10 protein-coding genes and 5 pseudogenes are annotated in these 15,331 nt (G+C 59.5%); 5 read left to right on the top strand and 10 right to left on the bottom strand.

The features are described from left to right. The 3 genes and pseudogenes from AC0L3D_RS34075 to ubiM form a co-directional block, all read right to left on the bottom strand. Window positions 1-884: efflux RND transporter permease subunit (locus AC0L3D_RS34075; protein WP_473647278.1), on the bottom strand; the 884-nt coding region annotated here is incomplete at its 3' end. A 2-nt stretch (window positions 885-886) separates the two neighbouring features. Then, a complete protein-coding gene (locus AC0L3D_RS34080) occupies window positions 887-2,065 on the bottom strand; it encodes an efflux RND transporter periplasmic adaptor subunit (protein ID WP_473647279.1) in 1,179 nt (392 codons plus the stop codon). A 1,270-nt stretch (window positions 2,066-3,335) separates the two neighbouring features. Next, a pseudogene (gene ubiM / locus AC0L3D_RS34085) lies at window positions 3,336-4,515 on the bottom strand (5-demethoxyubiquinol-8 5-hydroxylase UbiM). 23 nt (window positions 4,516-4,538) lie between these two features. On the opposite strand from ubiM, the pseudogene AC0L3D_RS34090 reads away from it, so the two are divergent. Both AC0L3D_RS34090 and AC0L3D_RS34095 read left to right on the top strand, forming a co-directional pair. Next, window positions 4,539-4,718 (top strand): annotated as a pseudogene (locus tag AC0L3D_RS34090) (SIR2 family protein); the annotation flags it as partial. A 52-nt stretch (window positions 4,719-4,770) separates the two neighbouring features. After that, a complete protein-coding gene (locus tag AC0L3D_RS34095; protein ID WP_473647280.1) occupies window positions 4,771-5,076 on the top strand; it encodes a hypothetical protein in 306 nt (101 codons plus the stop codon). 703 nt (window positions 5,077-5,779) lie between these two features. Here the strand turns inward: AC0L3D_RS34095 and AC0L3D_RS34100 are convergent. The 3 genes from AC0L3D_RS34100 to AC0L3D_RS34110 form a co-directional block, all read right to left on the bottom strand. Further along, window positions 5,780-6,733 (bottom strand): GDP-L-fucose synthase family protein, encoded by a 954-nt coding sequence (locus tag AC0L3D_RS34100; protein WP_473647281.1) that lies wholly within the window; start codon window positions 6,731-6,733, stop codon window positions 5,780-5,782. Window positions 6,734-6,824: 91 nt separating this feature from the next. Beyond that, the gene (gene gmd / locus AC0L3D_RS34105) at window positions 6,825-7,922 is read right to left on the bottom strand and encodes a GDP-mannose 4,6-dehydratase (protein ID WP_473482486.1); all 1,098 of its coding nucleotides are present in this window, start codon (window positions 7,920-7,922) and stop codon (window positions 6,825-6,827) included. Window positions 7,923-8,064: 142 nt separating this feature from the next. Beyond that, window positions 8,065-9,054 carry a nodulation protein NodZ gene (locus AC0L3D_RS34110; RefSeq protein ID WP_473647282.1) on the bottom strand — a complete coding sequence of 330 codons (990 nt, stop codon included), beginning with the start codon at window positions 9,052-9,054 and terminating at the stop codon, window positions 8,065-8,067. A gap of 475 nt (window positions 9,055-9,529) precedes the next feature. Between AC0L3D_RS34110 and AC0L3D_RS34115 the strand changes: the two are divergent. Both AC0L3D_RS34115 and AC0L3D_RS34120 read left to right on the top strand, forming a co-directional pair. Beyond that, a pseudogene (locus AC0L3D_RS34115) lies at window positions 9,530-10,269 on the top strand (beta/alpha barrel domain-containing protein); the annotation flags it as partial. Beyond that, a pseudogene (locus AC0L3D_RS34120) lies at window positions 10,252-10,444 on the top strand (aminotransferase class III-fold pyridoxal phosphate-dependent enzyme); the annotation flags it as partial. The pseudogenes AC0L3D_RS34115 and AC0L3D_RS34120, both read left to right, overlap by 18 nt. 238 nt (window positions 10,445-10,682) lie before the next feature. Here AC0L3D_RS34120 and AC0L3D_RS34125 read toward each other — a convergent pair. From AC0L3D_RS34125 to AC0L3D_RS34140, 4 genes are all read right to left on the bottom strand, one after another. Next, window positions 10,683-11,273, bottom strand: a complete 591-nt coding sequence (locus AC0L3D_RS34125) for a NodA family N-acyltransferase (RefSeq protein WP_473647283.1) — start codon at window positions 11,271-11,273, stop codon at window positions 10,683-10,685. A gap of 485 nt (window positions 11,274-11,758) precedes the next feature. Next, window positions 11,759-12,496 carry a 3-oxoacyl-[acyl-carrier-protein] reductase gene (gene fabG / locus AC0L3D_RS34130; protein WP_473489884.1) on the bottom strand — a complete coding sequence of 246 codons (738 nt, stop codon included), beginning with the start codon at window positions 12,494-12,496 and terminating at the stop codon, window positions 11,759-11,761. Between the two features lie 320 nt (window positions 12,497-12,816). After that, window positions 12,817-14,025 (bottom strand): beta-ketoacyl-[acyl-carrier-protein] synthase family protein, encoded by a 1,209-nt coding sequence (locus tag AC0L3D_RS34135; protein WP_473489883.1) that lies wholly within the window; start codon window positions 14,023-14,025, stop codon window positions 12,817-12,819. After that, window positions 14,026-14,304: an acyl carrier protein gene (locus tag AC0L3D_RS34140; protein WP_473482526.1), complete on the bottom strand. Its 279-nt coding sequence runs from the start codon at window positions 14,302-14,304 to the stop codon at window positions 14,026-14,028. Between the two features lie 946 nt (window positions 14,305-15,250). Here AC0L3D_RS34140 and AC0L3D_RS34145 point away from each other — a divergent pair. Beyond that, window positions 15,251-15,331, top strand: a pseudogene (locus tag AC0L3D_RS34145) (transposase); the annotation flags it as partial.

Below are 15,331 nucleotides of genomic sequence, written 5' to 3' on the forward strand. Positions count from 1 at the left end.
GCGATCGTGTCGATCAGGTTGGAGCCGATGCGCTTCTTCACCTCGATGGCGATCGCCGGCTTGCCGTCGAGACGGGTTACCGTCTCAGCGTCCTTGAAGGTGGAGCGGACGGTGGCGATATCCTTGGCCTGTACCACGGCATTGGGGCCGGCGACGACCGGAAGCGCCGCCACGTCCTCCGGCGTCTCGATCAGCGACGGCACCTTGACGGCGTATTTGCCCTCGGACCCTTCGATGTTGCCGGCGGCGACAAGACTGTTGGAATCGCCGACCGCACCAATCAGCTGCTCGAGCTGCAGCCCGTAGGAAGACAGTTTCATCGGATCGATGACGACTTCGACGAGATCGTCGCGGGCGCCCTGCAGCGCGCCTTCCAGCACGCCCGGCACTTCCTCGATGCGGTCGCGCAACTCGCGCGCCGCCGCCGTGAGCATGCGCTCGGGCACTTCGCCCGACAGCGTCACGACAAGGACGGGGAATTCGGAGACGTTGACTTCGGAGACTACAGGCTCCTCGGCTGCCTGCGGCAGGTCGGCCTTGCCGTCCTGGACCTTGCTGCGTGTGTCCTGCAACGCCGTCGCCAGATCCGTCTGCGGGTGGAATTCGACCAGCACATAGCCGCCGCCCTGGAAGGCGGCCGAGCGCATCTCCTTGAGACCCTTGAGGCTCTTCAGCTTGGCTTCCATCGGCCGCAGCAGAAGGCGCTCCGAATCCTCGGGCGAGATGCCCTGATAGATCAGGCTGACATACATCATGGGAATCGGAACGTCGGGTTCCGCTTCCTTGGGTGTCGACTGATAGGCGACCGCACCCGCGAGGATGAGGAAGACCAGGACCGAAATGGTCAGCCGGGCATTGCTGATTGCGAGTTTGACGATATCCATGATTACTGCGTCCCGGCCGTCGCTTCGCCCAACAGCTTCTGGATGGTCGCCTGGTCGGCCTCGACCGGCTTGACCACTTCGCCTTCCTTCACCAGTTCCTGGCCGGCGACGATGATGCGCGCATCGGCAGGGATGCCGCCGAGCACCAGGCCGGTTGGCGTGTCGTCGACCAAGTCGATCGGGAAGAACACGACCTTGTCGTCCTTGTCGACTGCGCGGATGCCGAGATCGCCCTTGTCGCCCAGCGTCACCACGGAGCGCGGCAGCATGACAGCGTCGGTCGGCTGCGCGCTCAGCGCGATCTCGGCGGTCATCCCGGCCGGAATAGTGCCCTCGGGGTTGGGGATTGCGGTCTCGACGCGGAAGGTGCGGGTGGCGGACGAGGCGTCGCGGCTGATATAGCGCACGGTGCCCTCGACGTTCTGGCCGCTGACCAATCGTACATTCGCCTTGTCGCCGATCTTCAGATAGCCGAGATCACGTTCGCTGACCTCGCCGCGGGCAATCACCGGATCGAGGCTCAGAATGGTCGCCACTTCGTCGCCCTGCATCACGGAACTGCCAAGCTCCACCGGTACCCGGTCGATGACGCCGTCGAACGGCGCCTTCACCTCGTTGCGGTCGAGCTCGGCCTGCGCGGCTTCCAGATGCGACTGGCCTTGCGTCAGGTTGGAGCGAGCCGTATCGAGCTGCAGCTTGGGCAGATTGCCGGTTTTCGCCAGCCGCGAGGCCGCATCGAGTTCGGCCTGACGCTGCGCGACAAGCTGCTTGGCGTTGCTGAGCGCCGAAAGCTTTTCCTCGGTGGCAAGCATCAGCACGAGGTCGCCCGTCTTGACGCGCTGTCCCTGCTTGACCGGCAGCTTGTCGATGACGCCGGCGACGCGCGGCGCCAGGACCGCGCGCTTGTCGGCTTCGGTCAGTCCGGAAATCCGGATGGCGCGCGCATAGGTACGCCTGGGTGGGGTTATGGTCGCGACGGTGCGTAAGGTCGCCTTGGGCTGTTCTGCCTCAGCGGGCTTGGCCTTGCCGCCGTCAGCCGCCTTTGGCTGCTCGACCTCCCCCGCTTTGGATTTGTCGGCGGCCGCGCTGCCGACGGACGAGAACTCGCCCGTCGCCATCCACGCAGCGAAACCGACAAGCACAACAATGGCTGCAAGCTTGTGAAACCTGTACTTCGGCATCGTCGTTTTTTCCAGTGCGCGGGATTCGGCCGGGCCGCGTCTTCTAACTCGGCGCGTTGCGCGCAAGGCCGTGTTCAACTTGCCGTGATCGGCGAACGAGCTTCTACATCAAAGTTGCACCTAATTCTGAAAGCGGGGCCGTTCGTGAGACCCGATGTCAAAACACCACCACGCTTCACCGTGTGGTTTGCCCACCTCGTGCGCTTCTGGGACCATTCAGCGAATGAGAGTCCGTTTGACGCGCGCATAGACACGGATGAGGAAGAACGTCCCGGCACCAATTTCCACTGTCTTCGGATCGTTGCCTTCTGTACTCCTATGGGCATAGGTGGTTGGTGCTCAGGCTTCTTCGTCGGGCGTGCCTGCAGGCCGAGGCACCTGATTTCGGTCACACCCCTAATAGGGTCGGCAGGATTGGCAAAATTGATTGTTCGGATGACAACCATCCACGCCCTAAACACATCGAAGGTGGAATTGGGCGTGGCTGGGTCCGCGCCTGTGTGGCGTTGGCCGACAAACGCTTGGCGGCGGTCGGGAATTCCGCACACACAGCGATTGACACGCTGACGATCCGCGACGGAAGAGGCTCGCGGCATTCAGCAGCCCCGTCTTCATCAAGCATGGAGCCCACCTTGTGCGTTGTCGATCTCGTAGACGCGATCGAGTTTGAGGAGTGGCCGGAGGAACGCCGCAGTCTGATCCATGAAACAGCCCTTCACCGGTGCTACCAAGCACAAGACGCCGCACGCCGATGGGCGTGGCCCGCGATGCCTTTGTCGGCTTCGCGGAGCGAGCCGGATTCCTGAAAGACCCCAGGCGGAAATGCGGTGGATCGCTGCTTCCAATTCGGGCGGTGGACAGGTGTAGGTTCGTTCGGCCGCCCACCTCGTGTGCCGGCTGCGCCGGATGCGGCTGACCATGGAGCGACAAGCGTGCAACCACGGAACCGGCTGGGCGCTGCGCGGGTCGAAAATCGCGGCGGTCCTCTCTCGTTCCAAGACAGAGCAATCCTGACCGATCGCTCCGTAGAGGGGCGGCCCTGCCATAATCAGCACCGAAAGCCGATTGACCGGCCCAGATACCTCGTCGTCCGCACCAGGAAAACGAACGCTTGAAAGAGCAGATCACGCTTCCGCCCATACAAGGGGAGGAAGGCGTCATGCTCTTCACTGGGATCGAGGATCCCGCGCAGCCGCGACCGCTCACATCGAACCAAACTCGCCAGCCTGCTACGCCGGCACGCCGATGATGACACTATGGTGACTGGGGTTCACCGCCTCAGCATGGCCGCAATGCCATGACGGACAAAGGGAAGATGTTGGCCGAAGCGCAGCCCCACATGTCTTGCAAGACGTGCCGCCGGATGCTCGCTTGAGTAGAGTCCGACGAGGATATTCGTAGCATGATAGAGCGGCGCCGAAGACAGGCGCAGTCGGCTTTCATATCTGCGGAGCATGTCGGGATCGGCAATGTCGCGACGGTCGCGCCATGCTGTCAGGATGCCACGGGCGAGTTGCCTCTGGCCGCCGAGGCCGATGTTGAAGCCATGCGCGGTCACCGGGTGCATGCCAATGGCAGCGTCGCCTATCAATGCGGCGCTCGGCGCCCGGAACCTGTGCGCCCAGGTGGTGACCAACGGATAGATATGGCGGCTGCTTGCCAAGCTCATGTTGCCGAGGCGCCCTCGACAGCGCTTCGTCAACTCCATCAGGAACAACTCGTCGTCGAGGGCAAGCAGTCCGTCGGCCTCGTTTGAAGGCAAAGTCAAAAGCAGCGACGACATGCCTCGCGCGAGGGGCAACATCGCTACCGTCTGATGATGATCGAACCATTCGATCGCGATCTGGTGGTGGGGGCGCTCGTGCCTCACCCGGCAAATCAGCATCGAGTTGCCAAGCCGATTGATATCGGCGCGGATGCCGAGCAGATTGCGGGTGGCGGACAAACGCGAATCGGCGGCAACGAGAAGCCGAGCGGTCAGCTGCCTGCCATTGGAGAGCGTTATGACTGCTCCCTGGTGACTGTTTGTTGCACGCACGACCGAGTGGCCGCACAGCAGCCGGACATGGCCCTGCAAGCGGATGATCCTGAACAGGGCATCGCGGATCCGGCAATTCGGGACCAGAACGCCAGTGGTTCCGCGGATCCGCCAGGGGAATCGAAACACAGCGCAAAAGGGCTCGATCCGTTGAGGACGCGTGCGCCTTGAAGCGGTGACTTGTCAGAGCCGCGGATAACATCCCAAGCGCCGAGCTCGCGAAGGATCCCAATCGAGGCGTGGGTGAGCGCGATCTCGCGACCGTCGAAAGCCGGATTTTCCAGTCTTTCCAGGGACTGCCCTTCGACAACCGCCAGTTTGAGCTCGCTGTGGCAAGCGATGCGGCGAAAGAAAGTCCGACCGGCCGGGCGCCAACGACAATGATGTCGAAGCTGTCATCAAAGCCGGCCATCAGCGTGCCGCCAGCGCGTTGGCTATGCCCGACAGATCATGAAGCGCTCCCATGGCCCACATTTTGCGGCAATCGATACAGCAAAGCTGACCAAGAACGAGCGTCGCTTCCTTGCAGAAAGGGCAATCACGGTCATTGACATGCCGACGGGTCAAGCCGCAGCCCGTCTCGTCGGATTGGGCGAGACATTGCATGAGGCCTAACGGGCAATCGTTGAGCCATTCCCAGACGCCTCAACATTGCCGAAAAAGTAAAATGGGCATTGTCTTCCGGATTATTCAACAACTCCGAGAGGCGCTGCTGTTTCGAGCCAGCGCTGGAAGAGCTGCGACGGTTATTCATTCGAGGCTTCAGCTGCTAGGACATTCGATGCTGCGGATAAACAGCGGCGACGGGCTCGAACCAGCCGAGCAGAGCATCGTCTGGCGCCGGAGTTGGCGCGGCGAGCGGTCGCAGCTGATCGGCTTCACTTGGCGGCAGAAGCTGTGCGCACGGCACGATGATAAGGGGTGGTTGGGGTCGATGCCAATCAAGCTAAGGCCAAGCGTGCTCACCGCATAGGCGGTCACCTGCCACTGCCATCCCAGAGCGTCAGGATGCTCTGCGCGATAGCTTGGCGCGCTGCACACGCGAGCGATTTGTTCAGGGCGAGCCGGTTCATCAACGAGACCCGCTGCTGCAGGAGTTGTAAACGCCCGCACCATCGCGCCGCGAATCCGCGCTTGTGGCGCTATGACCTCGAGGCGAGTGAGTTCGGCGCTAACAACGCAGACTGAAGCAAGCCGATCAGCCCGGCCCATGCCGGAGAGCACGGCGACCAATGCCGTCAGCTACACCACCTAGGGAGGACACGATCCGGACACGATCCCGCCTGCGGCGCGAGTTGAAAAGCATACGTCCACGTCCGCCATTACCGCATGCACCGCCTTGGATAAGGCCTGCCCCGAGGCATGGCGGGGCCCCGGTTGGCGTTCGTATCGACGGCAGGTTCCTAAGCAGCGACTCCCGTGAGGTCGAGCAGTTCTAACTGGCGGCTTGAGTCGACGGCGCTCACGCACAGCCGTTCCAGGTGCAGCCCGTTATGCGGCCCTCGCCCTTCCCATTGGCCTGGGCAAGCTTTTGGGTGGTCCTCAGCACCGCCGGTCGCAGAGAGGTCCGGTTTGCACCGTTAGCACATGTATGCGTCCCTCTCTTCTGTTTGGCCTGACTGAACAAACTTGCACCCGGTCGGACACGCAGTCCAACCAGGATGCGCGCGTCCACATCAAGCCCCATGAAGGCGAAGAAAATCCTCATACGTCGCTTGCAACCCGGCACCAAGAGACGTTTTGGCCTTCCAGCCAAGCTTACGCAAGCGCGTTACGTCCAGTAACTTGCGCGGAGTACCGTCTGGCTTCGTCGTGTCGAATACCAGATTGCCCTCCCAGCAGACCGCTGCCTTGACGAGTTCCGCCACCTCGCGAATTGTGACATCCTCGCCAACGCCAACATTAATCAGGGGCGCAGTGTCGGGGGCAGTCAAGGCGTCAAAAACCGAATCTGGCAGGCCAAGCAGGAACGCAATGGCATCGCCTACATCCGACGAATACATAAACTCTCGCCGAGGGTTTCCGGATCCCCAGACCCCCACCGAGGAGTCGCCGTTTATTTTAGCTTGATGAAAACGGCGTATCAGAGCAGGCAGAACGTGGCATTTTTCGGGGTGATAATTATCGCCGGGACCATATAAGCTGGTCGGCATCAACGCGAGATAGCGCGTCTGGTACTGCCGGTTAAAAGACCAGCATGATTCGACTCCTGCGATTTTTGCCAAAGCGAAGGGACGATTCGTCGCTTCAAGCGGACCGGTGAGAAGGTATTCCTCCCGTATCGGCTGCGGACAGTCGCGTGGATAGATACATGAGGAGCCAAGAAAAATCATCCGTTCGACGCCTGAAGCGTAAGCGGCATCAAAAACACTGAGTTGGATCGCGAGGTTGTTATGAAGGAAATCGACAGGAGAGCTAGCGTTCGCCAGTATACCACCAACCTTTGCGGCGCACATAATGACGTAATCGGGCCGCCGCGACATGAAGAACCTGCGCGTCTCGGTCTTGTCAAATAGATCCAGTTGGTCGTGAGTACGTGTTATTATCTCATACGATCCTAACGCCTCGAGGGCACTCATTGTGGCGGATCCAACAAGGCCGCTATGGCCTGCCACATAGACTTTCTTCATCTTTTTGTTTCCCATGTGATAACGCTATGGACGCTCCTTAAGAAGGCCACCCTAACGCTGACAACAAGCCAGCATGGCGCCGCCGTTGTCATCATAACTCTCGTGGACTGTATGAATAATAACCCTGCGTCATCAGCACTGCGTCACGCTCTGCCATGCGCAAATCTTCCCGAACCATCTCCCTAACCAATTCAATGAAGGAGATTTTTGGCTCCCATCCAAGTTTTTCTTTGGCCTTGCGGGCATCGCCGAGAAGTGTCTCGACTTCTGCAGGACGAAAATAACGGGGATCTACTTTTACGATCAAAGCTCCCGTCTTTGCATCGTATCCCTCTTCGTCGACCCCTTCCCCAACCCAACGAACACCAATGCCGAGTTCAGCGGCCGCGACGGTGACAAATTCGCGCACCGAATGTTGCTCACCGCTAGCGATCACAAAGTCTTCAGCTTGCTCCTGCTGCAGCATCAACCACTGCATCTGGACGTAGTCTCGAGCGTGCCCCCAATCGCGAAGAGCATTAAGGTTGCCCAAGAATAGATTCGGCTGCATTCCAAGCTTAATCCGAGCCAGGGCGCGCGTGATTTTTCGCGTTACAAATGTTTCTCCGCGCGCGGGTGACTCATGATTAAATAAAATGCCGTTACATGCGTACAAATTGTAAGCTTCTCGATAATTTACGGTGATCCAGTGAGCATACAATTTCGCAACAGCGTAGGGTGATCGGGGGTAGAACGGTGTCGTCTCGGTCTGTGGCGTTTCCCGCACCAGCCCGTAGAGCTCAGACGTCGAGGCTTGGTAGTAGCGCGTATGCTCGACGAGCCCCAGGATCCGAATTGCCTCGAGGATACGCAGCGCACCCAACGCGTCCGAGTTCGCGGTGTATTCTGGTTGTTCAAAGGAGACTGCAACGTGGCTCTGAGCTGCCAGATTGTAAATTTCGTCCGGCTGAACCAGTTGGATGACGCGCGTAAGGCTGGACGAGTCTGTCAAGTCCCCGTGGTGAAGTGTAAGATCAACGCCACTTTCATGAGGATCATGATAGAGATGGTCTATACGGCCCGTATTGAAAAGAGACGATCGTCTTTTTATCCCATGCACAGAATAGCCCTTTTCCAGCAGCAATTCTGCGAGGTAGGAACCGTCTTGCCCCGTGACCCCGGTGATTAAAGCGACTTTTCTCTTTGACAAGCTTGAATCCTTTTGATTTTGACGCGCCGAAGAAAATGCTCGCCTGCGGCGGGATTGCGTGGCGAGAAAGGGGCGCATTGGGCAGGGCGAACGGGGCCTCTGCGCGAAGGCAAGGGAGAGTTCGAGCGGGATGCCAACCCCTTCATGGGGTCGGGGAACGGTCGAAAGAGTTATCAATCAAGATCAAACGACGCGGGTCCTTCAGATCGAATTCGACAATTCGTGGCACGAAGAGGCGGGCATAGCGGGAGAAGGCGCTAGTCGGAGGAAACCGAATTACAGTGTCGCATCTACCAAGGAGATACATCTCAACGAGAGCGGAAAAACCCCCGTCAATGCCCAGTGCTGCACTGTTTAAGGGGCCGGCCTGATCCGCTTGGAAGCGTTTTGGGACGGTGAAAAGTTCGGGAAATACGCCCGACAAGTGATCAACAACCTGGGCGCTGTCTGTACACAAGAACACCCTTACAGGCCTTGGATGCGGTTGCGCTTTGGCCATGCGAATGGCAGTGCATACCTGCTCTAAGGCAACCTTTCGATCAGCCCAGTAAGGTGCGTGATCCATAATATCTCCGCCGTTGCCGTGGCGGACATGGACCCCAATTATGCTGTGCCCGGCAAAGTGTTCCTGGTAGAGCGCTTCAATCCGATCCTCAATTTCGACCCTCGGTCTGATGCTCCGAAATATCGTTCGCTCGGCTTGCTCATCGCAGCGCCACATCAAGCAAGCATCACACACTACCGTGTTGGCTTCACAATCATCTTGGGCCTGGAAAAGATCGTTAAGCTCGTCACGTTCTTGGAAAATCTGTTCATCCGGACGGTACACGCAGTCGATGGATGGCTTGTTCCACCACGACGGGAAGAAGGGACCGGGGAATGAGACGTGGTTGATCTCGTCATCGCAAATGACCCGTACACCACCGATCTCTTCAATTGGCTTGAAGAAAGCCGGAAAGGCATTCGCAAACGGGTTGTCGAGGTAACAAGAGCCGCGCCAATCTATTGCTAAAGCCCGTCCCGTCCGATGTGCGTAGTCCCATGCCGACGCGAGAGACCACAGGCAATCACCGAGACCCTCGCGCCGTCGAGAAACAACGAACCGATCCATCCTTGAGCCATCAACAAGCATCTAAATTGCCTCTTTCCAAAACAACCACAAACCTCAGCTTTGCTGCTGCCTTTGAGGCAAGCGCCTGCGCAATTCGGGGAGCTTGTCGTGCTGCGCCGATGCGATGTAGCTTGCGTCGATCGCGGAAGTGCCTGGCCGCGATGGACGCGCGCCTAGGCTGGTATTCGGCGCACACCAGAAAATGCTCTTTGGAGCCAACGCAGACATCAACGACTTTCCCGAAAGGCTTACATCTTTGAATTCGTTCTATGCAACGTGCCGCAACATTCGTAAAATCGTCTGTTTCGATGAAACGCATCCACGTGATGGATGGCTAGTGACATGGGTTCCAGGGCGTTGACCTGAACCCTCTGAACCCTCTCGTTGTGCGTCACTGCTAATCCCAGCGGAACCTTACGGCGGCAGCACGCAGCATGACCCAAGTCAGCCGGCCATGAGCGCGACTGCAACGACGACATCCGACGGAGCCGTTGACATGACTTCACTTGCACACTTCCTCAGATCATCATCCCTGCTGGAAGACCTGGGCAGAGCCGGCGATATCACGAGCGATGCAATTATCGCCGCCGATGCAAAGCCACGCTTTCGCTTAACGCGCGCCAAGCGGGCGTGGGTGCGGGCTCGACCTGTGGCGTTTTCTTTCTTGCTCGTCGATCCAGCAATCGATGTGCAAATCCGGCGGCCGGACGGCAGCGATGTCGAGCAGGTCAAACCATTGCGATGGTAAACGGGCCGGCGCGAAGCCTGCTGAGCGGACCGCGCTCAATTTTCTGTGCCGTCTGAGCGGCATTGCTACGGCTACGGCCGCGTTGTTTGTCGAAGCGATACGCGGTCAGGCGCCAATCACCCGCTTCGCGCTCGACGACGCGGTGCTCAAGGACAACCACATCGCCATTGCCGGCGACATCCGCACCGCAATCGAGCGGGCGCCTAGCGCCATAGGTCACATGGTCAAGATCGAGGTAGAGGTGGACAGGCTGGACCAGTTGGAGATAGCGCTTACAGTGGGCGTCGACGGCATGCTCCTCGACAACATGTCGGTCGAGGAGCTTGCGCAGGCTGTGCCTATGTCGGGCGCAGCGCGATCACCGAGGCCTTGGGCTTGAGTAACGCGGGCGAGCGCCCGGCAATTGCGGCGACCGGCGTGGACCGCATATCGGTGGCTGGCTTACCCGCAGCGCGCCCATTCTCGACATCGGTCTCGTGCTCGGCGCCGGCGGCATGCTGATGTACCCGGCCTGGGTTCTGACCGAATTGAAGAAGATCACTGAGGCCTTCGGCACGCTCCTGATCGCCGACGAAGTGATGACCGGTTGGGGAGCGCACCGGAACCATGTTCGCCTGCGAACAGGCGAACATCTCTCCAGATATCCTGTGCACCTCGAAGGGCTCGATTTTGGGATAGCCGATGTCTTGTCGATTTCAGGGTGACGGCGATTCAGGTCCGGAACGTCCGTGCGCGCGGAAACTCGGGCTCGGATCGATTTAGATGCGCAGATTTTGCATGTTAATTCAGCCTTGATCATCCACAGCTAACTTGAATGGGATCGCGTATTCAGTCCGAGTAGCTCGGCAAAAACCCGCCGCTCTGGTGCCCTCAGCGCGATCACCCGGCACTTCAAGATGTTTCATAGCTCCGGACCGTTCCTAACGATCAGGGTGCCGGATGGCCACTCGCTCATCGAGCGTCCAATCGGCACAACGACGACGAGCACGTCCTCGACGCGCGTGGGCGGCAGGTCGAGATACACATCTGCGAGAGTGGACTGCACGCGAACGCCCGACACAATCGCCGCCAGGCCGTCTCTGCAGAACCTCTCCATATGGTTCCGCATCGCGTGCCGAACGGTGCCGAAAGCGAATGGAACTCCAAGCTGCCGCAATATTGGATATAAAACGTGCATTGAATGACCGATCCCTTGTCCCTCAAGATCCGCACGCACCCCGTACAACCCCAAGTCGGCCACCATGAGATCGACCTCGTCAACCTTGATGAAGCGGCGTAGTATGCCGATATGAGCCGCTACGCCGTGCGCGTCGTAGCTGATTGCGCGGAGCTCCGGCCTCGCACCGGCCCAGCTACGGCCGCCTTCGAATGGCTCTGAGTTGAAGGCCCCAGTCGGTCCGTAGGTCTTTCGGAAAAACTCGGAAAGTTCGACATGGTCGGCCTGTTGCAAGTCACTTTCCCAGCACAACCTCCACCGCACGTCAGAGCACATGGAAAAACCTCATCTTTGTTGCTGTTTTGTTGGGGAAGCGCCTAGCAGGGGGAACGCTTGTCGCATCGAGCCGGCTCGATGTAGCTTGTGCAGGTCGCCGAAGAAACTAGCCGCAATGAACATGCGACTCCGCTGTGTTGCGAGCACACCGGAAGGCGTACACCAGGAAAATGCTGCTCGGAGCCAATACAAACATCGATAGTTACCTTTGGCTTACATCTTTGAAATCTTGCTATGCGACGTTCTGCGGAATTGGCAAAATCGTTTGTTTCGATGAATGCATTCCACGCGATGGATAAGAAAGACATGCGTTTCAAAGAGCTTGATCTAAACCTCCGCCCAAGGCGGCCTTGATCACGAGGCTTCGACCCGGCCAGTTGCCCGACCGACCCACTCGTCAGTTGCCAGACCAACCGACTGCTATCTGGGTGGGAAACTTCCTTCACTGTTGATACGCGTCATCGGGGCGCACTGAACTTTTCACGCTAAATCATTGCCATACCGCCGTTCACATGAACGGTCTGGCCGGTGATGTAGGCGGCCTCGTTCGAGGCCAGGTAGACCACAGCTGAGGCGACTTCCACGCCGGTGCCCATGCGCCTGGCCGGAATGGCGGCCATGATCGCTTCTTTTTGCTTGTCGTTCAGCTTGTCGGTCATGGCCGATTCGATAAAGCCCGGCGCCACGCAGTTCACAGTCACGCCGCGTGTCGCGATCTCCTGCGCCAGCGATTTCGACACGCCGATCATGCCAGCCTTTGAGGCGCAATAGTTCGCCTGGCCGGGATTGCCGGTTACACCGGACACGGACGTGATGTTGATGATGCGGCCGTTGCGGCGGCGCATCATCGGATGGGTCAGTTCGCGGGTGAGCCGGAACATGGCGGTCAGGTTGACCTCGAGGACCGCGTCCCAGTCCGCGTCCGACATGCGGATAAAAAGCCCGTCCTTGGTGATGCCGGCATTGTTGACCAGTATGTCGACGCCTTCGAGTTCGGCTTCCGCCTTTGCGCCCAGAGCCTTGACCTCGTCGCGGTTCGAGAGGTTCGCTGGAAACAGTTTTGTCCGCCCGCCAAGTTCGGCAGCCAACGCCTCGAGCTTTTCGACACGCGTGCCGTGCAGGCCGACGGTTGCGCCCTGCGCGTGCAGCGCCCGCGCCACGGCCTCGCCGATTCCACCGCTTGCTCCGGTGACGAGCGCCTTGCGGCCGGTCAGATCGAACATTGTTATCGATTCCCTTTCTGAGGACCGGCTTCGCATGGAAGCGGCCACTGGCGGCCCTGCGTGCCTCCAGACATTGTCGGGTAAAGCTTTGGACACACCTCGAGCCGAACCGAAGGGCATGGCTTAACCTTCCGGGTAGCGGTACGTCCACGCCGCTTCAACAGTTGAGAATTTTGCAAAAACGGGGCCCCGGTTCGTCGAGCTTCCGCTGCCACTTGGCGCATTCACCGAGCCGGTCCAAGGCCACGTCCTTCACAATCGTGATCCGGCAAGCATTTGAATACGAGAGATAGAGTTACGGGAGGCACCTCGCATGGCTTCTACACCTGCTTGAACGCCAGAACTGCGTTCATGCCGCCCATGGCGAAGGCGTTGCTCAGTGCCACGCGCACCTTGCGCTCGCGCGCCACATTGGGCGTGACGTCGAGATCGCAATCGGGGTCTGGCTCGCGATAATTGGCGGTCGGCGGCACGACGCCCTCCTGCATCGCCATCACGCAGGCGATCATTTCAAGTGCGCTCGCCGCGCCGAGGCAATGCGCGTGCATGGACTTGGTGGACGAGACAGACATCGAATGGGCATAGTCTCCGAAGACGCGCTTGATCGCCGCCGTCTCGGTTCGGTCGTTGACCTTGGTGCCGGTGCCGTGGGCGTTGAGGTAATCCACGTCCTCAGCATTCAGCCCGGCGTCCGCAAGGCAAGCGCGCATCGCGGCCTCCGGCCCCTCGATGGACGGCGCGACGATGTGGAAGGCATCGCCGGAAAGGCCGATGCCTGCAATCTCGGCAAGCATTGTGGCACCGCGCGCCGCGGCATGCTCATAGCTTTCCAACACGGCCATGCCCGCACCCTCACCTAACACCACTCCCTTCCTGTCGGCGGAGAAGGGCCGGCAAGTATCCGGAGCGAGGGCGCGCATTGCATCCCATGCCTTCAGCTGACCGCATACGAGTGGCGCTTCGGCGCCTCCGGCAAGCATCACGTCGGCCCGGCCGAGCCTGATCTGATCCGCCGCCGAAGCGATCGCATGGTTGGCTGATGCGCATGCAGACGCGATGGCAAAGACCGGGCCGCGCAGGCCGAGGCTCATGCTGACCTGGCTGGCAGCGGCGCTCGGCAATCCCTTTGGTGCAGCATAGAGGCCAGTACGCTTCGCGCCGTCCAAATAGAGGGCGCGGTAGGTTTCTTCGACCGTTCCCCAGCCCCAGCCGCAGACGCCCACTGTCGCGCCGAAGCGATACGGATTTCCCTCGTCGCAGGAAAGTCCGGCGTGTTGCACGGCTTCGCGCGCTGCAAGCACAGCGAGCAAGCTGAGGCGATCCATGGAGACGAGCTGGTTGCGGCCGATGTCGTGCTTGGGCAGCTCGTTGATCTCGGTACCGACAGTGCCCTTCATCTCATGAAGCTCGGAAGTGACCATCGGGCGGATGGCGGAGCGGCCTTCGCGCATCTCTTTCCAGATAGAGGCGGCGTTGTTGCCTAGGCCGCAAAGCCCGCCCATCCCAGTAATGACGACTCGCCTGTCCAATCAGACCTCCTTCGCGAGCAAACCGCGGACGGCTTCCACCATGTCGCCGACATCCTTGAGATTCGACCAGGCGTCGGCCGAGTTCATGTCGATCTTGATGTCGTAGGCCTGCTCCACATCCCAGAGGAGATCCGCCAAACCCAGCGAATCGACGCCGAGCGAGGTCAGTTCCGTGGCAGTCGTTATTTCGCCGATGGTGGACACACTTCCCTCGCCGCTTTCCAATTCGACGCGCTTCTTGATCGTGGCAATGATTTCCGTTGCAAGTTGATCAGCCATTCTGTTCCTTTCCATAGCAATGCCTTTTGACGTGGGTGCGGCGCCATACCTCTGCCAGTCACGTCGCGAAAATCGTCCCTGACCAGGCTTGTGCCACTCACCAACAACAGTCGGATTATAGAAACCGGATGAGTTCCGGTTGGTCTGAGGCGTTGGCATCCAACTGCAACTCATTTTCCCGGGGCAACTTCCATCGCACGTCTGAGCTCATGGAAAGATTTTCTCATTTCGGGCTCTTTTTCGCAGTCGTCACACGATAAGGGTAGCGGGTGATCAGGGCGTGTGAGGTGCTGTCGTCAATGCGAGATTCCGGAGGATTGATAAAATCGTTTGTTTCGATGAGACGCATCCACGCTGTGGATAGAGATACATTTCAATGATCCGGTAAGCCTCTGGTTTCGGCAGATAATGCTACAGGAGGTATCCCGCATGGCCACTCCACGCAAAAGCTCGGCACGTCTCGAGCGCTGCTAGATGCTCAGCGCCTCACACTCGCTCTCTACGGTGCGACGAAGCGCGCTGGCGGTCGCGGAAGGCACAAAGGTTACCAATCCGCAGGGTGGATTCATCCTGTGGCTCGAGCTTCCGAACACCGTCGATTCGCTCGACTCTTTCAGGGCTGCATCGCGGCGGCGGCATGGGCGGTATGGGCGGTATGGGTTTCTAAGGTCTGCGCCTCTCACCAATCTCAAAGGGCGGCAGCAATGCCGCCCCCTTTTTTGGAACGGAGCCGGTCGGAAAAGGTTTGGGGCTCGCGTGAAGTTGGAACCGAGGCCCGCCACCGCCGACACATTTGCGGAAAGCGAGACAACACGTCAGGAACGACCCCGGCTGCTGCGCTGATCAAGCAGAGAAAATTTGCAGGCCGCCATCGCAAGCAGGGCGCTGGTAATGAAAAATCTACCCTGAACATGTCTTAAAGCCGTGCGTGGGTAGCCATCGGTGTCGGGGCGGTCGCGATTTCGCCGCCTGGCTCGGGCTGGTCCCTCGGCAGAAGTCGAGCGGCGGCAAGCAACGACTAGGGAAG

This window comes from Mesorhizobium sp. WSM4837 (assembly GCF_055811435.1).

What these genes read in the sequence shown, in the direction of transcription:
- AC0L3D_RS34080 (WP_473647279.1), bottom strand. Translation starts at nt 2,065, where the DNA reads ATGCCGAAGTACAGGTTTCACAAGCTTGCAGCCATTGTTGTGCTTGTC.
- AC0L3D_RS34095 (WP_473647280.1), top strand. Translation starts at nt 4,771, where the DNA reads ATGGGCATTGTCTTCCGGATTATTCAACAACTCCGAGAGGCGCTGCTG.
- AC0L3D_RS34100 (WP_473647281.1), bottom strand. Translation starts at nt 6,733, where the DNA reads ATGAAGAAAGTCTATGTGGCAGGCCATAGCGGCCTTGTTGGATCCGCC.
- AC0L3D_RS34110 (WP_473647282.1), bottom strand. Translation starts at nt 9,054, where the DNA reads ATGCTTGTTGATGGCTCAAGGATGGATCGGTTCGTTGTTTCTCGACGG.
- AC0L3D_RS34125 (WP_473647283.1), bottom strand. Translation starts at nt 11,273, where the DNA reads ATGTGCTCTGACGTGCGGTGGAGGTTGTGCTGGGAAAGTGACTTGCAA.
- fabG (WP_473489884.1), bottom strand. Translation starts at nt 12,496, where the DNA reads ATGTTCGATCTGACCGGCCGCAAGGCGCTCGTCACCGGAGCAAGCGGT.
- AC0L3D_RS34140 (WP_473482526.1), bottom strand. Translation starts at nt 14,304, where the DNA reads ATGGCTGATCAACTTGCAACGGAAATCATTGCCACGATCAAGAAGCGC.